The following is a 26,232-nucleotide window of genomic DNA, read 5'->3' as shown; positions in this document are numbered from 1 at the left end:
CTAACGTCTGGCCAATAGGAGAGTGAGGTAGAAACAGGAGGGCAACTGTTACGTGATATTTGATTGCCCGTGCCGGATTGCCCGGCACGGGCGTTCAGACATTACTTGTGGCGCAGGACGAAATCGCGGATGCGCTCGGCAGCCTCGACGCACTCGGCCAGCGGCGCAACCAGCGCCATGCGCACGCGCCCGGCGCCCGGATTGACGCCATCGACGTCACGGGACAGGTACGAACCCGGCACCACGGTCACGTGCTCTTCGGCAAACAGATCCCGGCAGAACGCGGCATCGTCACCTTGCACATTCGGCCACAGGTAGAAGCTGCCATCCGGGCGCTGCACGTCCATCACCGGGCTGAGAATCGCCAGCACGGCGTCGAACTTTTCGCGATACAGCGCACGGTTGGCGCGTACATGCACTTCGTCATTCCACGCAGCGACGCTGGCCAGTTGGGTCTGAACCGGCATCGCGCAGCCGTGGTAGGTGCGGTACAGCAGGAAGCCCTTGAGGATGTCGGCATCGCCGGCGACAAAACCGGAGCGCAGGCCCGGCAGGTTCGAGCGCTTGGACAGGCTGTGGAACACCACGCAGCGCTTGAAGTCCTGGCGACCCAGTTCGGCGCAGGCGCTGAGCAGGCCTGGCGGCGGGGTTTGTTCGTCGAAGTACAGTTCGCTGTAGCACTCGTCGGCGGCGATCACGAAGTCGTATTCGTCGGCCAGGGCGATCAGTTTTTTCAGCACATTGACCGGAATCAGCGCACCGGTCGGGTTGCCCGGCGAGCACAGGAACAGGATCTGGCAGCGTTTCCAGATGTCAGGCGATACCGCGTCGAAGTCCGGGTTGAAGCCGTTCTCGTCCAGGCATGGCAGGTAGTGCGGCTTGGCGCCGGCGAGGAACGCCGCGCCTTCGTAGATCTGATAGAACGGGTTCGGGCTGACCACCAGTGCGTCGTCGCCACGGTTGACCACGGTCTGGGTGAAGGCGAACAGCGCTTCACGGGTGCCGTTGACCGGCAGTACGTTGCGCGCCGGGTCGATCCAGCCGCTCGGTACGTTGAAACGACGTTCGCACCAAGCCGCGATGGCTTCGCGCAGGGCCGGAATGCCGAGGGTGGTCGGGTACACCGCCATCTGATCCAGATTGTTGGCCAGCGCCTCGGCGACAAAGCTTGGCGAGCGATGCTTCGGTTCGCCGATGGACAGCGCGATCGGGCGCTTGTCCGGGTTTGGCGTAACGCTGCCGAGCAGGGCGCGGAGCTTTTCGAACGGGTAGGGCTGAAGCTGGGACAGAGCGTTGTTCATCGGTGCGGGATCTCGTGCAAAGCGGTTGAATCCGGGCGCGCAATCAAATGCTGATGCGCGACAGTTTGATATCGGGTTCCTGATTGACGCTCAACTGTTCGACGATGGCATCCTGCAAACGGCTGCACAGCAGCGGGTCGGACAGCGGTTGATTGTGGGCGTCGGTGATGAAGAACACGTCTTCCACCCGCTCGCCCAGGGTGGCGATCTTGGCGTTCTGCAGCGACAGGTCGAACTCGAGGAAAATCCCGCCGACCCGTGCCAGCAGGCCCGGCCGATCCGGCGCAGTGAGTTCCAGTACGGTTACCGGACGCTGGGCGTCGTTGTGGATCGTCACCTGCGGGGCGAACGCAAAATGCTTGAGCTGGCGCGGCACCCGACGCTGGATGATCGTCGGGTAATCGGCCGGGTTGCGCAGGGCTTCGGTCAGGCCGTCGCGAATCTGCTTGACCCGGACCGGATTGTCGCCGATCGAATCGCCATCGGTGTCGAGCACGATGTAGGTGTCGAGGGTGAACTGGCTGCTGGACGTGATGACCCGGGCGTCGTGAATGTTCAGGTTGAGCTGGTCCATCGCGGCCACGGTCACGGCGAAGAAGTCGTGTTGGTCCGGCGCATAGATGAAGATCTGCGTGCCACCCTCGAATTCGCGCTGGGTGGTTTCCTTGATCAGCACCAGCGGACCGCCGTCAGCCGGTTGCTGAAGGATCGCGTCGGTGTGCCAGGCCACGTCGCCGGCGGTGTGGCGCAGGAAGTAGTCATCGCCCAGTTGCGCCCACAATTGCTCGACGTCATCCGGATCGGTGCCGCCGCGCACCAGAATGTCCAGTGCTGCGCTCTGGGTCTGGCGGATCTGTTCTTCGCGATCCACCGGGTTCTCCAGGCCGCGGCGCAGGGCGCGCTTGGTCTCGGTGTAGAGCTGGCGCAACAGGCTGGCACGCCACGAGTTCCACAGCGTCGGGTTGGTCGCGTTGATGTCGGCCACGGTCAGCACGTACAGGTAGTCGAGACGGGTTTCGTCACCGACCGCCAGCGCGAAGTCATGGATTACCTGCGGGTCGGACAAGTCTTTGCGCTGGGCGGTGGTCGACATCACCAGGTGGTTCTGCACCAGCCAGACGATCAGGCGGCTGTCCCAGACCGGCAGTTGGTGACGCTGGCAGAACGCCTCGGCATCCACCGCGCCAATCTCCGAGTGATCGCCATGCCGGCCCTTGCCGATGTCATGGTACAGGCCGGCCATATAAATGAGTTCAGGCTTGGGCAGTTTGGCCATGAGCTTGGCGGCCAGCGGGAATTTTTCCGACACCTGGGTGTACTGCAATTTGCGCAGGTGCTTGATCAGGTTCAGCGTGTGCGCATCGACCGTATAGATGTGAAACAGGTCGTGCTGCATCTGCCCGACAATGAAGCCGAATTCCGGCAGATAGCGTCCGAGAATGCCGTAGCGGTTCATCCGCCGCAGGTTGCGGTGAATGCCTATCTTGCACTTGAACAGCTCGATGAACAGGCTGGTGTTGCGGATGTCGTTGCGGAAGTTGTCGTCGATCAGGTGACGGTTTTCCCGCAGCAGACGAATGGTGTCGGCGCGTACGCCTTTGATTTCCGGCTGCTGGGCCATCAGCACGAAGATCTCGAGCATGGCGAACGGCGTACGGCGGAACACGTTGTCGTTGCGTGCCTCGATGTAGCCGTCGTGCAGCTGGAAGCGCGAGTTGATCGGCTGTGGTGGCGCTTCGTCTTCCGGGGCGAGGATGACTTCCTCGAAGTGCTGGATGATCAGGTCGCTGAGCTGGGCAATGCTCATCACCACCCGGAAATACTGCTGCATGAAGTTTTCGACGGCCTGTTTGGCGTCGTCGCCTTCAAAACCCAGCAGCCCGGCAATGGTGCGCTGATGATCGAACAGCAGGCGGTCTTCGGAGCGACCGGCGAGCATGTGCAGGGCGTAACGCACTTTCCAGAGGAATTCCTGAGAGGACGCCAGCAGGGCGTTTTCACTCTCGACCAGAAAGCCTTCGCCGGCCAGGGCGCGCAGGTTCAGGGTGCCGTACTGACGGCGGGCCACCCACAGAATGGTCTGGATATCCCGTAGTCCGCCGGGCGAGCCTTTGACGTTGGGCTCCAGATTGTATTCGGTGTCGTTGTACTTGTGGTGGCGAGCCTTCTGCTCGGCGCGCTTGGCCAGGAAGAAATCCTTGCTCGGCCACATGTGTGCAGTGCTGGTGACGTCGAGCATGCGCTGGCGCAGGCGCTCGGGGCCGCAGATGGTGCGGCTTTCCATCAGGTTGGTGACCACCGTCAGGTCGGCGCGCGCCTCTTCGGCGCACTCGTCGACCGAGCGAACGCTCTGACCGACTTCCAGGCCAATGTCCCACAGCAGCGTCAGAAAGCGCTCGATGGAATCGCGGAAAATTTCGTGGTCGGCGCTGTCCAGCAGGATCAGCAGGTCGATGTCGGAATAGGGGTGCAATTCACCGCGACCGTAGCCGCCGACCGCGACCAGCGCGATGTCGGCGTCTTCGCTCCAGTCGAACTGGTCCCAGGCCTTTTGCAGGATGTTATCGACGAACCACGCCCGATCTTCGATCAGCCTGCGTATATCGCGACCGGCCCGAAAACGTGCATCGAGCACCTCGCGGGCCTGGCGGATCGCCTTCTTGAACGCCGCGATAGGACTCGCTTTCAGGGCCAGTTCAGCCTGGAACTGACCGCGGTCGAAGAGTTCGGGATCCACCTGCGGCATCGATTGGCTTTCCTTCTATAGGCTGGGAACGGTGTCTGGGTCAGGCCGAGATGCGCGGGATCGTGTCGTCGCTGCGCAGGGTGAAGATCTCGTAGCCGGTGTCGGTGACAAGCAAGGTGTGTTCCCACTGCGCCGACAGCTTGCGATCCTTGGTGATCGCGGTCCAGCCGTCGCCCAGTACTTTGGTGTCGGCCTTGCCCTGGTTGATCATCGGCTCGATGGTGAAGGTCATGCCTGCCTTCAGTTCCATGCCGGTGCCGGCGCGGCCATAGTGCAGAATCTGCGGTTCTTCGTGGAACACCTTGCCGATGCCGTGGCCGCAGAACTCGCGTACGACCGAGAAACCGTTCTTTTCCGCGTGCTTCTGGATGATTTCGCCAATGTCACCGAGGCGGCAGCCGGGTTTGACGATTTCGATCGCCTTGTACATGCATTCCTGGGTGACCTGCGACAGGCGCTCTGCCCAGACCGGCACGGTGCCGACGTGGAACATGCGGCTGGTGTCGCCGTGGTAGCCGTCCTTGATCACCGTGACGTCGATGTTCAGGGTGTCGCCATTTTTCAGCGGCTTGTCGTTCGGGATGCCGTGGCAGACCACGTGGTTGATCGAGGTGCAAATCGACTTCGGGTAGCCCTTGTAGTTGAGCGGGGCAGGGATGGCCTGCTGCACGTTGACGATGTAGTCGTGGCAGATCTGGTTCAGCTCATCGGTGGTCACGCCAGGCTTGACGTGCTCGGCAATCATTTCCAGCACATCGGCGGCCAGTTTGCCGGCGACACGCATGCCAGCGATGTCCTCGGGGGTTTTGAGGGTGACGGTCATACAGGCTCTCTCTGCGCTCGACGGCGCTTGCTGATACGAACAGGGGCGCGGCTGTTGATTTGGCGGCCCCGAAAAACGCGATTCTAACAGACCAAAGGCGCAAATCCGCGCCTGCGTGTATCGCTTCTGTCTATACAATGCGGCGCATTGTCCCGATTCCAAGGGGCTGGCGCGCATGTCCCTGACGCGATTGCAGATTCCGGGTTCCGTTTGCGTCGCCCCTGTGGTATAAAATGCGCCGCTTTCAGGGGATAGCTCCGGGAGCATTAACCCACACACGTGTCGACACGATGGCCTGGGTGCCTTTGATCCTCGGATCAATGGTTGGTCATTGGGATACGTGGAGGCCCAACCCGACTTATCAAGGAACTATCATGTCCCAAGTCAACATGCGCGATATGCTGAAGGCCGGTGTGCACTTCGGTCACCAAACCCGTTACTGGAATCCGAAAATGGGTAAATACATTTTCGGCGCGCGTAACAAGATTCACATCATCAACCTTGAAAAAACCCTGCCAATGTTCAACGAAGCTCTGACTTTCGTAGAGCGTCTGGCCCAGGGCAAAAACAAGATTCTGTTCGTCGGCACCAAGCGTTCCGCTGGCAAGATCGTTGCTGAAGAAGCAGCACGTTGCGGTTCGCCGTACGTCGATCACCGCTGGTTGGGCGGCATGCTGACCAACTTCAAGACCATCCGTGCTTCCATCAAGCGTCTGCGTGACCTTGAAGTTCAAGCCGAAGACGGTACTTTCGCCAAGCTGACCAAGAAAGAAGCGCTGATGCGCACTCGTGATCTTGAGAAGCTGGATCGCTCCCTGGGCGGCATCAAGGACATGGGCGGTCTGCCAGACGCACTGTTCGTGATCGACGTTGACCACGAGCGCATCGCGATCACCGAAGCCAACAAGCTGGGCATCCCGGTCATCGGCGTTGTCGATACCAACAGCAGCCCGGAAGGCGTTGACTACATCATCCCAGGCAACGATGACGCAATCCGCGCTATCCAGCTGTACATGGGTTCGATGGCTGACGCAGTGATCCGCGGTCGCAACAACGTTGCTGGCGGCACTGTAGAATTCGCAGCTGAAGAAACTCAGGCTGCAGCTGAGTAATCGACGCCCTGGCGTTGACTCAGTAAGCAAAAAGGGGGCTTGGCCCCCTTTTTGCCACCTCGAAAACCATCTGTCGGCAGCGCAGCTACAGCATCTGTAACGTGCAGCAGCTACAAACAGGTTCGGGAAGAATTGAACGCCCGTTCGATCGGGTGGAATGGTTGAAAACCTATCCAAGAGGAATTTGAAAATGGCAGCAATTACTGCAGCGTTGGTCAAAGAACTGCGCGAGCGTACCGGCGAAGGCATGATGGATTGCAAGAAAGCCCTGGAAAAGGCTGGCGGCGACATCGAAAAAGCCATTGATGACATGCGCGCTTCGGGCGCCATCAAGGCTGCCAAGAAAGCTGGCAACGTTGCCGCTGAAGGCGCTATCGCCATCAAGGACGACGGCAAGGCTGCCGTTCTGATCGAAGTCAACTCGCAGACCGACTTCCTGGCTCTGCAGGACGACTTCAAAAACTTCGTTGCTGCCAGCGTTGACAAAGCATTCGCTGACAAGCTGACCGATGCAGCTCCGCTGATCGCTTCTCAAGAAGCCGCTCGCGAAGCACTGGTTGCCAAAGTAGGCGAGAACGTCAACATCCGTCGCCTGGTGCGCGTAGAGGGCGACGTAGTCGGTACCTACCTGCACGGCAACAAGATCGGTGTTGCTGTTGTCCTGAAAGGCGGCGACGTCGAGCTGGCCAAAGACATCGCGATGCACGTTGCTGCAAGCAACCCTGAGTTCCTGCTGCCTTCGCAAGTCTCCGACGAAGCGATCGAGCGTGAAAAGGCTGTGTTCCTGCAGCTGAACGAAGAAAAAATCAAAGGCAAGCCAGAAAACATTGTTGAGAACATGGTCAAGGGCCGTATCAGCAAGTTCCTGGCAGAAGCGAGCCTGGTTGAGCAGGCGTTCGTCAAGAACCCTGAAATCAAGGTTGGTGAGCTGGCCAAGAAAGGCGGCGCTGAAATCGTTTCCTTCACCTACTTCAAAGTAGGCGAGGGCATCGAGAAGCCGGTCGACAACTTCGCTGAAGAAGTTGCTGCCCAGCTGGCTGCCGCCAAGCAATAAGACGGTTTTCAACTGTCGCCCGAAAGAGGCTGCCCGCTCACGCGCGCAGCCTCTTTTCAGATAGGGTTACCAATTTTTAATTGGTTTCCCCTTGGAACTGACTTACAAAGCCATGTTCCGATGGCGCTGAAGCAGCGCCAAGCTAGAGTGAACGCCAGCTGTAAACAGCTCGCAAAGAATTTTTAAAATACGCCGCAGGAGAGATTCGCAATGGCTCAGCAGGGCAGTGGTTATCAGGCTCGCTATAAACGCATTCTACTCAAGCTTAGCGGCGAGGCCCTGATGGGCTCGGAAGAGTTCGGGATCGATCCGAAAGTGCTGGATCGCATGGCGCTGGAAGTCGGCCAGTTGGTCGGCATCGGCGTTCAGGTCGGTCTGGTGATCGGCGGTGGCAACCTGTTCCGCGGTGAAGCGCTGAGCAAGGCCGGCATGGATCGGGTCACGGGCGACCACATGGGCATGCTGGCCACTGTGATGAACGCCTTGGCCATGCGCGACGCGCTGGAACGTGCCAATATCTCCGCCATCGTGATGTCGGCCATCTCCATGGTCGGTGTGACCGATCACTATGACCGTCGCAAGGCCATGCGCCACCTGAACTCCAAGGACGTGGTGATTTTCGCGGCCGGTACCGGCAATCCGTTCTTTACCACGGATTCGGCAGCCTGCCTGCGCGCCATTGAAATCGACGCCGATGTCGTGCTCAAGGCGACCAAGGTCGATGGCGTCTACACCGCTGACCCGTTCAAAGACCCGCATGCCGAGAAGTTCGATCATCTGACATACGATGAAGTACTGGATCGCAAGCTGGGTGTAATGGATCTGACGGCTATCTGCCTGTGCCGCGATCACAAGATGCCGCTGCGCGTATTTAACATGAACAAGCCGGGCGCCCTGCTGAACATCGTGCATGGTGGCGCCGAAGGCACTCTGATCGAGGAAGTCCAACAATGATCAACGAAATCAAGAAAGACGCTAAAGAGCGCATGACGAAGTCCGTTGAGTCCCTGGCTCACAACTTCGGCCGTATCCGCACCGGTCAGGCGCACCCGAGCATCCTGGAAGGCGTGATGGTGCCTTACTACGGCGCTGATACCCCGATCAAGCAAGTGGCCAATATCACCGTCAAGGATGCCCGTACCCTGCAAGTCGTTGCGTTCGAGCGCAACATGCTGGGCGCCGTGGACAAGGCCATCGGCAGTGCAGGTCTGAACCTGAACCCGACCAACCTGGGTGAGTTGCTGCTGATCAGCATGCCGGCTCTGACTGAAGAAACCCGTCGCGGTTTCACCAAGCAGGCGCGTGATGTGGCTGAAGACGCTCGTGTTGCCGTGCGCAACATCCGTCGCGATGCCAACAGCTCCCTGAAGGATCTGGTCAAGGAAAAGGAAATCAGTGAAGACGAAGAGCGTCGCGCAGCCGGCGAGATCGACGATCTGACCAAGAAGTTCGTGGCTGAAATCGACGCCAAGCTGGCCGAGAAAGAAAAAGACCTGATGGCCGTATAAGGGTCGAGCTTTAAATGGACAAGACCAAGCAGACTGCGCCGTCCGCGGTGCCGCGCCATGTCGCGATCATCATGGATGGCAACAATCGCTGGGCGAAAAAACGCTTCATGCCAGGTGTTGCCGGGCATAAAGCGGGCGTGGACGCTGTGCGGGCGGTGATCGAGGTGTGTGCCGAGGCCAAGGTCGAGGTGCTCACCCTGTTCGCTTTTTCCAGTGAAAACTGGCAGCGCCCGGCCGATGAGGTCAGTGCCTTGATGGATCTGTTCTTCAAGGCGTTGCGTCGTGAGGCAAAGCGCCTTAACGACAACAACATCAGTCTGCGCATCATCGGTGATCGCACGCGGTTTCATCCCGAGCTTCAGGCAGCGATGCGTGAAGCTGAGGCGATGACCGCCGGTGCCAACCGTTTCATCCTGCAGATCGCTGCCAACTACGGCGGTCAGTGGGACATTGCGCAAGCGGCGCAGCGTCTGGCGCGTGAGGTTCAGGCCGGGCATTTGCGCCCGGAAGATATCACCCCGGATCTGCTGCAGACCTGTCTGGTCACTGGTGATCTGCCGTTGCCCGACTTGTGCATCCGCACCGGCGGCGAGCATCGCATCAGCAACTTCCTCTTGTGGCAGCTGGCGTACGCCGAGTTGTACTTCTCCGACCTGTTCTGGCCGGACTTCAAACACGAAGCCATGCGCAATGCGCTGGCCGATTTCGCTTTGCGCCAGCGTCGCTTCGGTAAAACGAGCGAGCAGGTCGAAGCTGGAGCCCGGGTTTAATGCTTAAACAACGCATCATCACTGCACTGATTCTGTTGCCGATCGCCCTGGGCGGTTTTTTCCTGCTCGAAGGGTCCGGTTTTGCCCTGTTCATCGGGCTGGTCGTGAGTCTGGGTGCCTGGGAGTGGGCACGCCTGGCCGGCTTCACCGCGCAGGCATTCCGTGTTGGCTACGCGGCGGTGGTCGCGCTGATGCTGTTCGTCATGTACATCCTGCCGGGGCTGGCGCCATGGGTGCTGGGCGCGTCGGTGATCTGGTGGGTGCTGGCGACCTGGCTGGTGCTGACGTATCCGCGCTCCAGTGAGCATTGGTCCAGCGCCGCCGCCAAGCTGGTAATCGGTTTGCTGATTCTGTTGCCTGCCTGGCAAGGGCTGGTGCTGATCAAGCAATACCCGCTCGGTAACTGGTTGATCATGGCGGTGATGGTGCTGGTCTGGGGGGCTGATATCGGGGCGTACTTCTCCGGTCGTGCGTTCGGCAAGCGCAAGCTGGCGCCGCAAGTCAGTCCCGGAAAAAGCTGGGAGGGCGTGTATGGCGGTCTGGCGCTGAGCCTGGTCATCACCACCCTGGTCGCGCTGTTCCGTGACTGGACGGTGGCGCAGCTGTTCAAGGGCCTGATCGGTGCTGCGGTGATCGTCTTCATCTCGGTGGTGGGCGACCTCACCGAAAGCATGTTCAAGCGCCAGTCCGGCATCAAGGACAGCAGTAATCTGCTGCCCGGCCACGGTGGCGTGCTGGATCGCATCGACAGCCTGACAGCGGCGATCCCGGTGTTCGCGGTGCTGCTGTGGATGGCGGCATCGTGAGTCGCCCGCAGCAGATTACCGTCCTGGGTGCGACCGGTTCGATCGGCCTGAGCACCCTGGATGTCATCGCCCGGCATCCGGAGCGTTATCAGACTTTCGCCCTGAGCGGTTTTACCCGTCTGAGCGAGCTGTTTGCCCTGTGCGTTCGTCATCACCCGAAATTTGCGGTAGTGCCGGAAGCCGGCGCTGCTCGCAACCTGCAGGACGATTTGCGTGCGGCGGGCCTGTCGACGCAGGTGCTGGTCGGTGAGCAAGGTTTGTGTCAGGTCGCTGCTGCGCCCGAGGTGGATGCTGTCATGGCTGCCATCGTCGGCGCCGCGGGCCTGCGCCCGACTCTCGCGGCTGTCGAGGCGGGCAAGAAGATTCTTCTGGCCAACAAGGAAGCGCTGGTCATGTCCGGCGCCTTGTTCATGCAGGCGGTGCGCAAGAGCGGTTCGGTCCTGTTGCCGATCGACAGCGAACACAACGCGATTTTTCAGTGCATGCCGCAGGACTTTGCTCGCGGGCTGAGTAACGTTGGGGTCCGTCGGATTTTGCTGACAGCCTCTGGTGGCCCTTTCCGGCAGACGCCGATGGCCGAACTGGCGCATGTTTCACCGGATCAGGCCTGTGCACACCCGAACTGGTCCATGGGGCGCAAGATTTCGGTGGATTCGGCCAGCATGATGAACAAGGGGCTCGAATTGATCGAGGCCTGCTGGTTGTTCGATGCCATGCCATCGCAAGTCGAAGTGGTGATTCATCCACAGAGTGTGATCCATTCGCTGGTCGATTACGTGGATGGTTCGGTGCTGGCGCAGTTGGGCAATCCCGATATGCGCACGCCGATTGCCAACGCCCTGGCCTGGCCAGAGCGCATTGACTCGGGCGTGGCGCCGCTGGATCTGTTCGCTGTGGCGCGCCTGGATTTCGAAGCTCCCGACGAAGAGCGTTTCCCGTGCCTGCGCCTGGCGCGGCAGGCCGCCGAGGCGGGAAACAGTGCCCCGGCCATGCTCAACGCGGCGAATGAAGTGGCGGTTGCCGCGTTTCTCGACGGACGGGTTCGCTACCTGGAAATCGCGAGTATCATCGAGGAAGTCTTGAATCTCGAGCCTGTGGTGACGCTGGATGATCTCGATGCGGTGTTCGCCGCTGATGCAACCGCCCGGACATTGGCCGGGCAATGGTTGAGTCGTCACGGCCGATAGGTCTTGCAACACATGGCTTCACGCGGCACTGGACAGGATTGCGGAGAAAGTAGATGAGCGCGCTCTATATGATTGCCGGCACCCTGATCGCTCTGGGTGTGCTGGTCACCTTTCACGAATTCGGCCACTTCTGGGTCGCGCGTCGCTGTGGCGTCAAGGTTCTGCGTTTCTCCGTGGGCTTCGGCATGCCGCTGCTGCGCTGGCATGACAAGCAGGGTACCGAGTTCGTAGTCGCCGCGATTCCGCTGGGTGGCTACGTCAAGATGCTCGACGAGCGCGAAGGCGAAGTGCCGGCCGATCAGCTTCATCAGTCATTCAATCGCAAGTCTGTTCGTCAGCGGATCGCCATCGTCGCGGCCGGCCCTGTGGCTAACTTTCTGCTGGCGCTGGTGTTCTTCTGGGTGCTGGCGATGCTCGGCAGCGAGCAGATTCGTCCGGTTATCGGTTCGGTGGAGTCCGGCAGCATCGCTGCGACAGCGGGGCTGAGCGCTGGTCAGGAAATTGTCGCGATCGACGGCGAGCCGACCTCGGGCTGGGCTGCAGTCAACCTCCAGCTGGTGCGACGTCTCGGCGAAAGCGGTTCCTTGCAGGTACTGGTGCGCGAGCAGGGCTCTACGGCTGATACGCCTCGTGAACTGGCACTCGATAAATGGCTCAAGGGGGCCGACGAGCCCGATCCGATTCGCTCCCTCGGCATTCGCCCTTGGCGCCCGGCATTGCCGCCGGTGCTGGCCGAACTTGATCCGAAAGGCCCGGCCCAGACAGCCGGGCTGAAAACCGGCGATCGCCTGCTGACACTGGATGGCAAGGCGCTGGATGACTGGCAGCAGGTGGTCGATACCGTTCGTACGCGTCCTGATACCAAAATCGTGCTGCGCGTCGAGCGCGACGGTGTTCAAATCGACGTCCCTGTGACGCTGGCCGCGCGTGGCGATAAGAAGTCGCCAAGCGGTTACCTGGGGGCAGGTGTCAAGGCTGTCGACTGGCCGCCGGAAATGATCCGCGAGGTCAGCTACGGGCCTTTGGCGGCGATTGGCGAGGGTGCCCGTCGTACCTGGACCATGAGCGTACTGACGCTGGATTCACTGAAGAAAATGCTCTTCGGCGAGCTCTCGGTAAAAAACTTGAGTGGACCGATAACCATTGCTAAAGTGGCGGGCGCTTCTGCCCAGTCGGGCGTCGCTGATTTCCTGAATTTCCTTGCTTATCTGAGTATTAGCCTGGGGGTTCTGAATTTGCTGCCCATTCCTGTACTGGATGGGGGGCATTTGTTGTTTTATCTGATCGAGTGGGCGCGTGGTCGTCCCTTGTCGGATCGGGTGCAAGGTTGGGGGATACAGATCGGTATCAGCTTGGTGGTCGGGGTGATGTTGCTTGCTCTGGTCAACGATCTGGGTCGTCTGTAACGCTTCGCTGAATTGCGAATCTGCCGCATTTTGCGGCAGTTTGTTTATTGCCAGTTGGAATAAGAAAGGACTTCATGAAACGTCTGCTGCTAACTGCGGTTCTCACCGTATTGATGATCGCCGAAGTTCACGCCGAGTCCTTCACTATCTCTGATATTCGCGTCAATGGCCTCCAGCGGGTCTCCGCGGGTAGCGTCTTTGGTGCCTTGCCGTTGAACGTCGGCGAGCAGGCGGATGACCGTCGCCTGGTGGAATCCACTCGTGCGCTGTTCAAAACCGGTTTCTTTCAAGATATCCAGCTGGGCCGCGAAGGCAACGTTCTGGTGATCACTGTCGTCGAGCGTCCCTCGGTCGCCAGCATCGAGATCGAAGGCAACAAGGCGATCTCCACCGAGGACCTGATGAAAGGCCTCAAGCAATCCGGTCTGGCCGAAGGCGAGATCTTCCAGCGTGCGACCCTCGAAGGCGTGCGTAACGAGCTGCAACGTCAATACGTTGCACAAGGTCGTTACTCGGCCACCGTCGATACCGAAGTGGTCTCGCAGCCGCGCAACCGCGTCGGCCTGAAAGTGAAGATCAACGAAGGCACCGTCGCCGCCATTCAGCACATCAACGTGGTGGGCAACACGGTTTTCCCCGAGGAAGACCTGACCGACCTGTTCGAACTGAAAACCACCAACTGGCTGTCGTTCTTCAAGAACGACGACAAGTATGCCCGTGAAAAACTGTCCGGTGACCTGGAGCGTCTGCGTTCCTACTACCTGGACCGTGGCTATATCAACATGGATATCGCTTCGACCCAGGTGTCCATCACCCCGGACAAGAAGCACGTCTACATCACCGTCAACGTCAATGAAGGCGAGAAGTACACCGTTCGTGACGTCAAGCTCAGCGGTGACCTGAAAGTCCCTGAGGACCAGGTCAAGTCGCTGTTGCTGGTGCAGAAGGGGCAGGTGTTCTCGCGCAAGCTGATGACCACCACTTCCGAACTGATCACCCGTCGTCTGGGTAACGAGGGTTACACCTTCGCCAACGTCAACGGCGTGCCACAACCGCACGACGAAGATCACACCGTCGATATCCTGTTCGCTGTCGATCCGGGCAAGCGTGCCTACGTCAACCGCATCAACTTCCGTGGCAACACCAAGTCCGAGGACGAAGTGCTGCGTCGTGAAATGCGTCAGATGGAAGGTGGCTGGGCTTCGACCTACCTGATCGACCAGTCCAAGACCCGTCTGGAGCGTCTGGGCTTCTTTAAAGAAGTCAACGTCGAGACCCCGGCTGTGCCAGGTGTCGATGACCAGGTTGACGTGAACTACAGCGTTGAAGAGCAGGCTTCCGGTTCGATCACCGCCAGCGTCGGTTTCGCCCAGAGTGCTGGTCTGATCCTCGGTGGTTCGATCACCCAGAACAACTTCCTCGGTACCGGTAACCGCGTCAGCGTCGGCCTGACCCGCAGCGAATACCAGAGCCGCTACAACTTCGGCTACGTTGACCCCTACTGGACCGCCGATGGCGTGAGCCTGGGTTACAACGCGTTCTACCGCACCACCGACTACAAAGACCTCGACGTCGACGTAGCGAGCTATGCGGTAGACAGCCTGGGTGCCGGCGTGAACGTGGGCTACCCGATCAGCGAGACTTCGCGTCTGACCTTCGGCCTGTCCGCTCAGCAGGACAAGATCAAGACCGGCCAGTACACCGTTGACGAGATTTTCGACTTCGTTAAGCGTGAAGGCGACAACTACCTGAACTTCAAGGCTTCGGCCGGCTGGTCCGAGTCGACCCTGAACAAGGGGGTGCTGCCAACCCGTGGTCGTTCCCAGAGCCTGACCCTGGAAACTACCATTCCGGGCAGCGACCTGTCGTTCTTCAAGCTCGACTACCGTGGTCAGTTGTTCCAGCCACTGAGCGAAAACTACACCATGCGCCTGCACACCGAGCTGGGCTATGGCGACGGTTACGGTTCGACCGATGGCTTGCCGTTCTATGAAAACTACTATGCTGGTGGTTTCAACTCGGTTCGCGGCTTTAAAGACAGCACGCTGGGTCCACGCAGTACCCCTAGTCGTGGCGCCGGTGTGACCGGTAACGCCGGTACGTTGCGTGACCCGGATCAGGATCCGCTGCCGTTCGGTGGCAACGTGTTGATCCAGGGTGGTGTCGAGGTGTTGTTCCCGCTGCCATTCGTCAAGGATCAGCGTTCGCTGCGTACTTCGGTATTCTGGGACGTGGGTAACGTATTTGACTCCAAGTGCGAGAAGACTACCAACGCGACTGTCGGTTCGACTTCTTCCACTCAGTGCAACGACATCAGCCTCAGCAACATGGCCAGCTCCGTCGGTGTCGGTGTGACCTGGGTCACCGCACTGGGCCCGCTGAGCTTTGCACTGGCGATGCCGATCAAGAAACCGGATGAAGCTGAAACTCAAGTGTTCCAATTCTCCCTGGGCCAGACGTTCTAAGCGTCTGACCCAAGACAACGACAATGGATTTTGTAGGAGTGCATCGTGCGTAAGTTGACTCAATTGGTTCTCCTGGCCTCCGTACTGGTGGCAGGCCCGGCATTTGCCGACATGAAAATCGCCGTTCTGAACTATCAGATGGCCCTGCTGGAATCCGACGCAGCCAAGAAATACGCCGTGGACGCCGAGAAGAAGTTCGGCCCGCAACTGACCAAACTCAAGACCCTGGAAAGCAGCGCCAAGGGCATTCAGGATCGTCTGATGGCCGGTGGCGACAAGATGCAGCAGGGCGAGCGCGAGCGTCTGGAGCTTGAGTTCAAGCAAAAGGCTCGTGACTTCCAGTTCCAGTCCAAGGAGCTGAACGAAGCCAAGGCTGTTGCCGACCGTGAAATGCTCAAGCAACTGAAGCCGAAACTGGATAGCGCAGTGGAAGAAGTCATCAAGAAAGGTGGTTTTGACCTGGTGTTCGAGCGTGGCGCAGTGATCGATGTCAAACCTCAGTACGACATCACGCGCCAGGTTATCGAGCGCATGAATCAGCTGAAGTAACCCATGACCGTGACTATCAAGCTCGGCCAGTTGGCCGAGTTCCTCGGCGCCACCTTGAGTGGCGACCCCGAGAAGCAAATTACTGGGCTAGCCACCTTGCAGGAGGCTGGCCCAGCTCAGTTGAGCTTTCTGGCAAACCCCCAATACCGTAAATACCTGGCTGGCTCGCAGGCCGCAGCCCTGTTGCTCAAGGCTGCCGACGCGGAAGGTTATGCCGGTAATGCGCTGGTGGTGCCGGATCCTTACCTGGCTTACGCACGCATTTCCCATCTGTTCGATCCGAAACCCAAGGCTGTTGCCGGCGTTCATCCGACTGCCGTGATCGCCGAGGACGCCGTGGTCGATCCGAGCGCCAGTGTTGGTCCCTTCGTGGTGATCGAAGCGGGTGCGCGAATCGGTGCTGGCGTGACACTCGGCGCGCATTGCGTCGTCGGTGCGCGCAGTGAAATCGGCGAGGGCGGCTGGCTGGCCCCGCGAGTCACGCTGTATCACGATGTGCGGATCGGCAAGCGGGTGGTGATCCAGTCCGGCGCCGTACTTGGTGGTGAAGGCTTCGGTTTTGCCAACGAGAAGGGTGTCTGGCAGAAGATCGCCCAGATCGGCGGCGTGACCATCGGTGACGATGTGGAGATCGGCGTGAATACCGCCATCGACCGCGGTGCGTTGGCCGATACCGTGATCGGCAATGGCGTGAAGCTCGACAACCAGATTCAGATCGCCCACAACGTGCAGGTCGGTGACCACACCGCCATGGCCGCGTGCGTGGGGATTTCCGGCAGCACCAAAATCGGCAAGCACTGCATGCTCGCCGGGGGTGTTGGCCTGGTAGGGCATATCGATATTTGCGACAACGTATTCCTGACCGGGATGACCATGGTGACCCACTCGATTACCGAGCCGGGTGCCTATTCTTCCGGCACAGCTATGCAACCCGCGGCCGAATGGCGCAAAAGCGCGGCCCGTATTCGTCAGCTCGATGACATCGCGCGACGTTTGAAACAGCTGGAAAAGCGGTCCGGGGAAGTGACCCCCGACGGTAATGCTTCATCTGAAGGCTGATACCATTTCCATATCAAGTGTGCACAGCCTCTGGACTGCCTCCTTGATTTGCTAGAGGAGTGCGCGTCAGTCGCGCTCCCAATCTTTACATAGGCTTCCCCCCGAAATGATGGACATCAACGAGATTCGCGAATACCTGCCTCACCGTTACCCGTTCCTGCTGGTGGACCGGGTAGTGGAGCTGGATACGGAAGGCAAGCGCATTCGCGCCTACAAGAATGTCAGCATCAACGAACCGTTCTTCAATGGTCACTTCCCTGCGCACCCGATCATGCCGGGCGTGCTGATCATCGAAGCCATGGCTCAGGCTGCCGGGATCCTCGGTTTCAAGATGCTTGACGTGAAACCGGCCGACGGCACCCTTTATTACTTCGTCGGCTCCGACAAACTGCGTTTCCGCCAGCCAGTGCTGCCGGGTGATCAGTTGATCCTCGAAGCCAAGTTCATCAGCTGCAAGCGTCAGATCTGGAAGTTCGAATGCCAGGCTTCGGTCGACGGCAAGCCGGTCTGCTCTGCTGAAATCATCTGTGCGGAACGCAAGCTATGAGTTTGATTGACCCTCGCGCAATCATCGATCCGTCGGCCGTCCTGGCTGAAGGCGTCGAGGTCGGCCCGTGGTCGATCATCGGTGCAGGTGTGGAAATCGGCGAGGGTACGGTCATCGGGCCACACGTGATCCTCAAAGGTCCGACCCGTATTGGCAAGCACAACCGCATCTACCAGTTTTCCTCGGTAGGCGAAGACACGCCGGACCTGAAATACAAGGGCGAAGAAACCCGTCTGGTGATCGGTGACCACAACGTCATCCGTGAAGGTGTGACAATCCACCGTGGTACCGTTCAGGATCGTTCCGAAACGACCCTGGGTGATCACAACCTGATCATGGCCTATGCCCACATTGGACATGACAGCGTCATCGGCAACCACTGCATTCTGGTCAACAACACCGCGCTGGCCGGCCATGTGCACGTTGATGACTGGGCGATCCTGTCCGGTTTCACCCTGGTTCATCAGTACTGCCACATTGGTGCCCACAGCTTTTCCGGCATGGGTACGGCGATCGGCAAGGACGTCCCGGCGTTCGTCACCGTATTCGGCAACCCGGCCGAAGCGCGCAGCATGAACTTCGAGGGCATGCGTCGTCGCGGTTTCAGCGAAGACGCCATTCACGCGCTGCGCCGTGCGTACAAAACGGTGTATCGCCAGGGACTGACCGTCGAGCAGGCGCTGGCCGAACTGGCCGAGCCGTCCGCCCAGTTCCCGGAGGTCGCGATGTTTCGTGACTCCATCCAGTCGTCGACCCGCGGCATCACCCGCTGACCATGGCCAATCTGCGTATTGCGCTGGTGGCGGGGGAGGCTTCCGGTGACATTCTGGGCGCAGGCCTCATGCGGGCCCTCAAGGCACAGCACCCTGCGGTGGAGTTCATCGGTGTCGGTGGCCCGCTGATGCAGGCCGAAGGCCTGACTTCCTATTTTCCGATGGAGCGTCTGTCGGTCATGGGCCTGGTGGAGGTCCTGGGACGCTTGCGTGAACTGCTCAAGCGCCGCAAAGACCTGATCGCCACGCTTATCGCTGAAAAGCCGGATGTGTTCATCGGCATCGACGCACCGGATTTCAACCTCAATATCGAACTCAAGCTGCGTCAGGCCGGAATCAAGACCGTGCACTACGTCAGCCCGTCGGTGTGGGCGTGGCGGCAGAAGCGGGTGCTGAAGATCCGCGAAGGCTGCGACCTGATGCTCACGCTGCTGCCGTTCGAAGCCAGATTCTACGAAGAGAAGGGCGTACCGGTGCGGTTCGTCGGCCATACACTGGCCGACACCATTCCACTGGAGGCCGATCGCTCTGCTGCGCGGGCCGAACTCGGTCTGCCGGACGGTCCGCTGGTGGCATTGATGCCTGGCAGCCGGGGCGGCGAAGTCAGCCGTCTGGGTGCGTTGTTCCTTGATACCGCCGAACGCTTGCGGGCCATGCGCCCGGGTGTGCGTTTCGTCATCCCGTGCGCCAGCCCCGAGCGTCGTGCCCAGCTTGAAGAATTGCTGGCTGGCCGCGATCTGCCAGTGACCCTGCTCGATGGCAAATCCCACCTGGCCCTGGCGGCGTGCAATGCGGTCCTGATCGCGTCGGGTACAGCGACCCTCGAAGCGCTGCTGTACAAGCGCCCGATGGTCGTGGCGTACCGTCTTGCGCCGCTGACGTTCTGGATTCTCAAACGTATGGTCAAGAGTCCGTACGTCTCCCTGCCGAACCTGCTGGCCCAGCGACTGCTGGTGCCGGAATTGTTGCAGGATGATGCGACGGTCGAGGCGCTTGCCCAGACCCTGTCGCCATTGATCGACGGTGGCGAAGAGCAGACCCGTGGCTTCGACGAGATCCATCGCACCCTGCGCCTGGACGCTTCCAATCAGGCGGCTGACGCCGTTCTGAACCTGATCGGGCAAACACGATGAGCAAGACAAGCATGCAGATGGGCCTGGATTTCACCCTGGTCGCCGAAGTCGAAGAACTGGTGGCCGGCGTGGATGAAGTCGGTCGCGGCCCGTTGTGCGGCGCGGTCGTCACCGCAGCGGTGATCCTCGATCCGAACCGGCCGATTCTCGGTCTCAACGACTCGAAGAAACTCACCGAAGCCAAGCGCGAAAAGCTCTACGACGAAATCTGCGAGAAGGCGCTCAGCTGGTGCATCGCCCGCGCCGAGGTCGAAGAAATCGACGAGCTGAACATCCTTCACGCCACCATGCTGGCGATGCAACGCGCAGTCGCTGGCCTGCACATCCAGCCGAAACTGGCGATGATCGACGGCAACCGCTGCCCGAAACTGCCGATGCGTTCCGAAGCGGTGGTGCAGGGCGACGGCAAGGTGCCGGCGATTGCAGCGGCATCGATTCTGGCCAAGGTCAGCCGCGACCGCGAGATGGCGGCGTTTGAATTGATCTACCCGGGTTACGGCATCGGCGGCCATAAAGGCTATCCGACCCCCGTTCATCTGGAAGCGCTGTCACGCCTCGGGCCGACGCCGATTCACCGGCGTTCGTTTGCCCCGGTGCGTCAGGCTTACGAAGCGCTGCAAGGCCTGACGCAGGTTTAGCGGCAAGGCTGATGTTTTGTTCGGGGCCCGGTACAATCCGGGCCTTGTTGTCTCTATGTAACTGGACAGGATCACTATGCCGGCTTCATTCGTTCATCTACGCCTGCACACTGAATACTCCCTGGTCGATGGGCTCGTGCGGATCAAGCCGCTGGTCAAGGCCCTGACCGGCATGGGCATGCCGGCCGTTGCGGTGACCGACCAGAACAACATGTGTTCGCTGGTCAAATTCTATAAAAACACCATGGGTGCCGGGATCAAGCCGATCTGCGGCGCCGACCTGTGGCTGTCGAACAAGGACCCGGATGGTCCGCTGAGCCGCATCAGCCTGCTGGTCATGAATGCCCAGGGCTATCGCAACCTGACCGAGCTAATTTCCCGTGGCTTCATCGACGGTCAGCGCAACGGCATGGTCATCGTCGAGCGCGAGTGGGTCGCCGAGGCCAACGAAGGCCTGATCATGCTGTCCGCCGCGAAGGAAGGCGAGATCGGCATGGCCATGATCGGCGGCAACCCCGCCGAAGCCGAGGCGCTTGCCCGCGAATGGATGGCAGTGTTCCCGGATCGCTTCTATCTGGAAATTCAGCGTACCAATCGTCCGAACGACGAAGAACAGTTGCACGGTGCCGTGGCCCTGGCCGACAAGCTTGGTGCGCCGCTGGTAGCCACCAACGACGTGCGCTTCATCAAGCAGGAAGACTTCGCCGCTCACGAAACCCGCGTCTGCATCGGTGAGGGCCGGGCCCTCGACGATCCGCGGCGTTCGAAGAACTACAGCGACCAGCAGTATCTGAAAAGCGCCGAGGAAATGGCCGAGCTGTTCAGCGACCTGCCGGATGCGATCGAGAACACCGTCGAGATCGCCAAGCGTTGCAACATTGATGTGAAGCTGGGCAAGCACTTCCTGCCGGATTACCCGATTCCCGATGGCATGACCATCGACGAGTATTTCCGCAAGGTCTCTTTCGATGGCCTGGAAGAGCGCCTCAGCGTGCTGCTGCCCAAGGACACCACCGAGGACTACGAGGCCAAGCGTCAGGTCTACGTTGACCGGCTGAATTTCGAACTGGATATCATCATCCAGATGGGGTTCCCCGGTTACTTCCTGATCGTGATGGACTTTATCCAGTGGGCCAAGAACAACGGCGTGCCGGTGGGCCCGGGCCGGGGGTCGGGTGCCGGATCGCTGGTGGCCTATGTGCAAAAGATCACCGACCTCGACCCGCTGGAATATGACCTGCTGTTCGAACGTTTCCTCAACCCGGAACGGGTATCGATGCCCGACTTCGACGTCGACTTCTGCATGGATGGTCGCGACCGGGTGATCGATTACGTGGCCGAAAAGTACGGCCGCAATGCCGTAAGCCAGATCATCACCTTCGGTTCCATGGCTGCGAAGGCTGTGGTTCGTGACGTGGCGCGGGCCCAGGGCAAGTCGTTCGGCCTGGCCGATCGCCTGTCGAAGATGATTCCGTTCGAAGTCGGCATGACCCTGGAAAAAGCCTACGAGCAGGAAGAAATCCTGCGTGACTTCATCAAGGTCGATGAAGAAGCGGCGGAAATCTGGGAGATGGCGCGCAAGCTCGAAGGCGTGGTGCGGAACGTCGGTAAACACGCCGGTGGTGTGGTAATCGCGCCGACCAAGCTGACCGACTTCTCGCCGATCTATTGCGACGAGGCCGGCGACGGTCTGGTGACCCAGTTCGACAAGGACGACGTCGAGGCGGCCGGTCTGGTGAAGTTCGACTTCCTCGGCCTGCGGACCCTGACGATCATCGACTGGGCGCTGAAGACCATCAACCGTGACCGCGCCAAGGTCAACGAACCGCCGCTGGACATCGCGTTCATCCCGCTGGATGACAAGCCGACTTATCAGCTGCTGCAAAAAGCTGAAACCACCGCGGTGTTCCAGCTCGAATCCCGCGGCATGAAAGAGCTGATCAAAAAGCTCAAGCCCGACTGCCTCGAAGACCTGATCGCACTGGTGGCCCTGTTCCGTCCGGGCCCGCTGCAGTCGGGCATGGTGGATGACTTCATCAACCGTAAACACGGTCGCGCTGAACTTGCGTATCCGCACCCGGATTACCAGTACGAAGGTTTGCAACCGGTACTGGCGCCGACGTACGGCATCATCCTGTATCAGGAACAGGTGATGCAGATCGCCCAAGTCATGGCCGGTTACACCCTCGGTGGTGCGGACATGCTGCGTCGGGCGATGGGCAAGAAGAAACCCGAGGAAATGGCCAAGCAGCGCGGCGGTTTCATTGAGGGTTGTGCGTCGAACAATATCGACGCGGATCTGGCCGGTAACATTTTCGACCTGGTGGAAAAATTCGCCGGCTACGGCTTCAACAAATCCCACTCCGCCGCCTACGGCCTGGTGTCGTACCAGACCGCCTGGCTGAAAGCCCACTACCCGGCGCCGTTCATGGCCGCGGTACTGTCGGCGGACATGCACAACACCGACAAGGTCGTGACCTTGATCGAGGAAGTGCGCACGATGAAGCTGCGCCTCGACGCGCCGGACGTGAACACTTCGGAGTTCAAGTTCACGGTGAACGACGAAGGCCGCATCGTATACGGCCTGGGCGCGATCAAAGGTGTCGGTGAAGGTCCGGTGGAAGCGATCACCGAGGCCCGTCAGGCCGGTCCGTTCAAGGATCTGTTCGACTTCTGCGCCCGGGTCGACCTCAAACGCATCAACAAACGCACGCTGGACGGTCTGATCCGCAGCGGTGCGCTGGATCGCCTCGGTCCGTACTTCCATGACGAGCAGAAGGCCTATCAGGCCAACATCGACCGCAACCGCGCCGTGCTGCTGGCGGCGATGGAAGAGGCGATCAAGTCGGCCGAGCAGACCGCGCGCACCCGTGACAGCGGCCACGCCGACCTGTTCGGCGGGCTGTTCGTTGAGGAGGACGCGGACGTTTACGCGATTCACCGCAAGGCGAAAGAGCTGACGCTCAAAGAGCGGCTCAAAGGTGAAAAAGACACCTTGGGCCTGTACCTGACCGGCCACCCGATCGACGAATACGAAGGCGAAATCCGCCGTTTCGCCCGCCAGCGCATCATCGACCTGAAACCGGCACGGGACACCCAGACCGTGGCGGGGATGATCATCGCCCTGCGGGTGATGAAGAACAAAAAGGGCGACAAGATGGGCTTCATCACCCTCGACGACCGATCCGGGCGGATCGAGGCGTCGCTGTTCGCCGATGCGTTCCACTCCGCGCAGTCGCTGCTGCAGACCGACGCAATGGTGGTGGTCGAAGGCGAGGTCAGCAACGATGACTTCTCCGGCGGCCTGCGCCTGCGGGTCAAGCGGGTGATGAGCATGGAAGATGCGCGCACCAACCTCGCCGAGAGCCTGCGCCTGAAGTTGCAGACACAGGATCTGAAAGGCGATCAGCTACGCTGGTTGGGTGATTTGCTCAAGCGTCATCGCGGTGCGTGCCCGATCACCATGGAATACACCAGTCCCGATGCGAAGACCTTGCTGCAGTTTGGCGAGACCTGGCGGATTGACCCGGCGGATGCCTTGATTCAAGCCCTGCGTGACCAGTTCGGGCGAGACAACGTCTTCCTCCAATACCGTTGACCGGGAGGTGCCATCAAAGCGCCTGCCCACAACCTGAATTTTTAATCTCGACCTCAGCGCGCCTCTCCCTTAAGGTAGGGCGCGAATAGACAACCGGCCGGCCCAAGCTCATTTGGGACACGACCCAAGACGGACGCCTATGAACCCGAATTTTCTAGATTTCGAACAGCCGATCGCCGACCTGCAAGCCAAGATCGAAGAGTTGCGCTTGGTCGGTAATGACAATTCGCTGAATATCGGCGATGAGATCTCCCGCCTGCAGGACAAGAGCAAGACGCTCACCGAAGACATCTTCGGCAAGCTGACCAGCTGGCAGATCGCACGTCTGGCGCGTCACCCGAAACGTCCTTACACCCTGGACTACATCGAGCACATCTTCACCGAGTTCGACGAACTGCACGGTGATCGTCACTTCTCCGACGACGCGGCCATTGTGGGCGGCGTGGCACGTCTGGAAGACCAGCCAGTGATGGTGATCGGTCACCAGAAGGGCCGTGAAGTGCGTGAAAAGGTACGCCGCAACTTCGGCATGCCGCGTCCGGAAGGCTACCGCAAGGCCTGCCGCCTGATGGAAATGGCCGAGCGTTTCAAGATGCCGATCCTGACCTTTATCGACACCCCGGGCGCGTACCCTGGTATCGATGCTGAAGAGCGCAACCAGAGCGAAGCGATTGCCTGGAACCTGCGCGTCATGGCCCGCCTGAAAACCCCGATCATCGCCACCGTGATTGGTGAAGGTGGTTCCGGCGGTGCACTGGCGATCGGCGTGTGCGACCAGTTGAACATGCTGCAGTACTCGACCTACGCGGTGATCTCGCCGGAAGGCTGCGCTTCGATTCTATGGAAAACCGCAGAGAAGGCGCCGGATGCTGCTGAAGCGATGGGCATCACCGCCGAGCGTCTGAAAGGCCTGGGCATCGTCGACAAGGTGATCAGCGAGCCTCTGGGCGGCGCCCACCGTGATCCGGCCGCTGCCGCTGCCTCGATCCGCGCCGAGCTGAGCTCGCAACTCGCGATGCTGAAGAAGTTCGACAACGAAGCGCTGCTCAAGCGTCGTTATGATCGTCTGATGAGCTACGGTCTCTAAGTCGACCGCGCAATACCCGATGTGGGAGCGAGCCTGCTCGCGATGAGGGGTAGCATTCAACCATTGAGTTGGCTGTTGCACCGCTATCGCGAGCAGGCTCGCTCCCACATTTGATTTGTGCCAAGGGAAAGAAATGGATCAGTCGACGATTGATTTGCCTTCCAGGCTTCTGCGCAATCTCAAGCCCTGGCTCGGTGCTTCCCATTGGCGCATCGCCTTCTCCGGCGGCCTTGACTCCACCGTTCTGCTGCACCTCCTGGCCAATCTCGCCAAAACCGAATCCCTTCCGGCGCTAAGCGCCATTCATGTTCATCACGGCCTTCAGGCTGCGGCCGACGCATGGCCTGCGCATTGTCAGGCTGTTTGCGATGAACTGGCGGTGTCGTTGCAAGTGGTGCGTGTGCAGGTGCAGCCGGGGGCGAGTGTAGAGCGCGCGGCACGGGATGCGCGCTATGCGGCGTTCAGTGCGGCGACTCAGGCCAATGATGTGTTGCTGACCGGGCAGCATCGCGACGATCAGGCTGAAACGCTGTTGTTCCGTCTGCTGCGTGGCGCCGGCGTGCGTGGGTTGTCCGGAATGCCGGCCACGCGAGCGCTGGGGCAGGGCAGTCTGGTTCGGCCGTTGCTCGACGTCACACGTGCCGAGCTGGAAGCCTATGCGCAGGATCATGGTCTGCGTTGGATCGAGGACCCGTCGAATCAGGATCTGCAGTTCTCGCGCAACTATCTGCGCCATCAGGTCCTGCCGCTACTGACCGGCCGCTGGCCCCAGGCACACGCCAGCATGGCCCGCAGTGCGGCGCATCTGCGTGAGGCGCAGTGCTTGCTTGATGAACTGGCGCAAATCGACCTGGCTCAAGCGAGCTTGCCCGCTGAGTTCGAGTGGGCGGGATTGCCATCGTTGGAGTTTGCGGCCGTTGCGGGGTTGTCCGATGCCCGTCAGCGAAATGCACTCAGCCACTGGCTTGAACCTTTGACCCGACTGCCGGATACCGACCATTGGTCGGGTTGGGTCGATGTGCGTGACGCCGGCAACGATGCCTCGCCGATCTGGCGTCTGGCGGATGGCGAGCTGCACCGAAGTGCCGGCCGCTTGTGGTGGCTCAGCGGACAATGGTTGCGAACGCCGGTGGTCAGCGGCGACTGGCACGAGCCGTCGCTGGCGCTACGCTTGCCCGATAACGGACGTGTCATGTTCAGCGGTCAGACTCCCGCCGGGCCGCTGCACATCCGCTACCGGCAGGGCGGCGAGGTGATGGAACTGGCGGGTCGCGGCCATCGCGATCTCAAGCGCCTGCTCAATGAGCGCGCGGTGCCGGGCTTTGTGCGTGGCAGATTGCCGCTGCTGTTTCGCGGTGAAGAATTGCTCGCCGTGGCGAACCTGCCGGGGCTCGACGGCCATGCGCTGGAAGGCTGGCGATTGCATTGGCAGCCTTTGGACGAAGATCAAGGTTTGAGATGAAGGGGGCATTCCGGTAGACTACGCTCCCTTCTTGATACAACTTCTGTGGATTCGCCTGAATTGCAGGAGTTGCCGATTACCAAGCAGTCTTTGCTGGGCGATTCCAAAAAATGTGTAGCGAGCAACGTACCGGTGTTTTCACTTCCGGTCTGTCCCAACGCGGCGGTTTTTTTGAAAGGTGCACTGTGATTAATGCAGGTGATCGGGG

At 60.1% G+C, this 26,232-nt stretch carries 21 protein-coding genes; 18 read left to right on the top strand and 3 right to left on the bottom strand.

Features of this window, described 5'->3' with window-relative positions; all coding sequences use genetic code 11:
- Positions 1-101: 101 nt before the first annotated feature.
- The 3 genes from dapC to map are packed head-to-tail and all read right to left on the bottom strand — an operon-like array spanning position 102 to position 4,870.
- The gene (gene dapC, locus BMZ46_RS06230) at positions 102-1,301 is read right to left on the bottom strand and encodes a succinyldiaminopimelate transaminase (RefSeq protein WP_074691296.1); all 1,200 of its coding nucleotides are present in this window, start codon (positions 1,299-1,301) and stop codon (positions 102-104) included.
- Between the two features lie 43 nt (positions 1,302-1,344).
- On the bottom strand, positions 1,345-4,047 hold the full coding sequence (locus BMZ46_RS06225; protein ID WP_007954768.1) for a [protein-PII] uridylyltransferase: 2,703 nt from the start codon (positions 4,045-4,047) through the stop codon (positions 1,345-1,347).
- A 40-nt stretch (positions 4,048-4,087) separates the two neighbouring features.
- Positions 4,088-4,870: a type I methionyl aminopeptidase gene (gene map / locus BMZ46_RS06220; RefSeq protein ID WP_039769663.1), complete on the bottom strand. Its 783-nt coding sequence runs from the start codon at positions 4,868-4,870 to the stop codon at positions 4,088-4,090.
- Positions 4,871-5,244: 374 nt separating this feature from the next.
- Between map and rpsB the strand changes: the two genes are divergently transcribed.
- The 18 genes from rpsB to tilS all read left to right on the top strand — a co-directional run bounded on the left by rpsB (position 5,245) and on the right by tilS (position 26,024).
- Positions 5,245-5,982: a 30S ribosomal protein S2 gene (rpsB, locus tag BMZ46_RS06215; protein ID WP_008052780.1), complete on the top strand. Its 738-nt coding sequence runs from the start codon at positions 5,245-5,247 to the stop codon at positions 5,980-5,982.
- 190 nt (positions 5,983-6,172) lie between these two features.
- On the top strand, positions 6,173-7,036 hold the full coding sequence (gene tsf / locus BMZ46_RS06210; RefSeq protein ID WP_064593783.1) for a translation elongation factor Ts: 864 nt from the start codon (positions 6,173-6,175) through the stop codon (positions 7,034-7,036).
- Positions 7,037-7,246: 210 nt separating this feature from the next.
- On the top strand, positions 7,247-7,990 hold the full coding sequence (pyrH, locus tag BMZ46_RS06205; protein ID WP_011332683.1) for a UMP kinase: 744 nt from the start codon (positions 7,247-7,249) through the stop codon (positions 7,988-7,990).
- A complete protein-coding gene (frr, locus tag BMZ46_RS06200; RefSeq protein ID WP_011332684.1) occupies positions 7,987-8,544 on the top strand; it encodes a ribosome recycling factor in 558 nt (185 codons plus the stop codon). Before pyrH ends, frr begins: the two co-directional genes overlap by 4 nt.
- A 14-nt stretch (positions 8,545-8,558) precedes the next feature.
- A complete protein-coding gene (uppS, locus tag BMZ46_RS06195) occupies positions 8,559-9,314 on the top strand; it encodes a polyprenyl diphosphate synthase (protein ID WP_007954779.1) in 756 nt (251 codons plus the stop codon).
- A complete protein-coding gene (locus BMZ46_RS06190; RefSeq protein WP_039769669.1) occupies positions 9,314-10,120 on the top strand; it encodes a phosphatidate cytidylyltransferase in 807 nt (268 codons plus the stop codon). The genes uppS and BMZ46_RS06190 overlap by 1 nt, the downstream gene beginning before the upstream one ends.
- A complete protein-coding gene (ispC, locus tag BMZ46_RS06185) occupies positions 10,117-11,307 on the top strand; it encodes a 1-deoxy-D-xylulose-5-phosphate reductoisomerase (RefSeq protein WP_074691298.1) in 1,191 nt (396 codons plus the stop codon). The genes BMZ46_RS06190 and ispC overlap by 4 nt, the downstream gene beginning before the upstream one ends.
- Positions 11,308-11,360: 53 nt before the next feature.
- Positions 11,361-12,713: a sigma E protease regulator RseP gene (gene rseP, locus BMZ46_RS06180; protein ID WP_039769673.1), complete on the top strand. Its 1,353-nt coding sequence runs from the start codon at positions 11,361-11,363 to the stop codon at positions 12,711-12,713.
- Positions 12,714-12,787: 74 nt separating this feature from the next.
- Positions 12,788-15,178, top strand: coding sequence for an outer membrane protein assembly factor BamA (bamA, locus tag BMZ46_RS06175; RefSeq protein WP_074691300.1), 2,391 nt, complete (start codon positions 12,788-12,790; stop codon positions 15,176-15,178).
- A 45-nt stretch (positions 15,179-15,223) separates the two neighbouring features.
- The gene (locus tag BMZ46_RS06170; RefSeq protein WP_003222140.1) at positions 15,224-15,727 is read left to right on the top strand and encodes an OmpH/Skp family outer membrane protein; all 504 of its coding nucleotides are present in this window, start codon (positions 15,224-15,226) and stop codon (positions 15,725-15,727) included.
- 3 nt (positions 15,728-15,730) lie between these two features.
- Positions 15,731-16,786, top strand: a complete 1,056-nt coding sequence (lpxD, locus tag BMZ46_RS06165) for a UDP-3-O-(3-hydroxymyristoyl)glucosamine N-acyltransferase (protein WP_039769677.1) — start codon at positions 15,731-15,733, stop codon at positions 16,784-16,786.
- Positions 16,787-16,892: 106 nt separating this feature from the next.
- Positions 16,893-17,333, top strand: a complete 441-nt coding sequence (fabZ, locus tag BMZ46_RS06160; RefSeq protein ID WP_003222142.1) for a 3-hydroxyacyl-ACP dehydratase FabZ — start codon at positions 16,893-16,895, stop codon at positions 17,331-17,333.
- Complete coding sequence (gene lpxA / locus BMZ46_RS06155; protein ID WP_039769679.1) at positions 17,330-18,106, top strand: acyl-ACP--UDP-N-acetylglucosamine O-acyltransferase; 777 nt, start codon at positions 17,330-17,332, stop codon at positions 18,104-18,106. The genes fabZ and lpxA overlap by 4 nt, the downstream gene beginning before the upstream one ends.
- A 2-nt stretch (positions 18,107-18,108) precedes the next feature.
- Positions 18,109-19,239, top strand: a complete 1,131-nt coding sequence (lpxB, locus tag BMZ46_RS06150; RefSeq protein ID WP_039769681.1) for a lipid-A-disaccharide synthase — start codon at positions 18,109-18,111, stop codon at positions 19,237-19,239.
- Between the two features lie 11 nt (positions 19,240-19,250).
- Positions 19,251-19,877, top strand: a complete 627-nt coding sequence (gene rnhB, locus BMZ46_RS06145) for a ribonuclease HII (protein ID WP_039769682.1) — start codon at positions 19,251-19,253, stop codon at positions 19,875-19,877.
- Between the two features lie 76 nt (positions 19,878-19,953).
- Positions 19,954-23,475, top strand: a complete 3,522-nt coding sequence (gene dnaE, locus BMZ46_RS06140) for a DNA polymerase III subunit alpha (protein ID WP_074691303.1) — start codon at positions 19,954-19,956, stop codon at positions 23,473-23,475.
- 139 nt (positions 23,476-23,614) lie between these two features.
- Positions 23,615-24,562 (top strand): acetyl-CoA carboxylase carboxyltransferase subunit alpha, encoded by a 948-nt coding sequence (locus BMZ46_RS06135; protein WP_011332694.1) that lies wholly within the window; start codon positions 23,615-23,617, stop codon positions 24,560-24,562.
- Between the two features lie 133 nt (positions 24,563-24,695).
- Positions 24,696-26,024 (top strand): tRNA lysidine(34) synthetase TilS, encoded by a 1,329-nt coding sequence (gene tilS, locus BMZ46_RS06130; RefSeq protein ID WP_074691305.1) that lies wholly within the window; start codon positions 24,696-24,698, stop codon positions 26,022-26,024.
- Positions 26,025-26,232 lie beyond the last annotated feature (208 nt).

The sequence above is a fragment of the Pseudomonas sp. NFIX49 genome (assembly GCF_900115915.1).
Classification (GTDB): domain Bacteria; phylum Pseudomonadota; class Gammaproteobacteria; order Pseudomonadales; family Pseudomonadaceae; genus Aquipseudomonas; species Aquipseudomonas pharyngis.
This window is presented reverse-complemented; position numbering and strand designations above follow the sequence as displayed.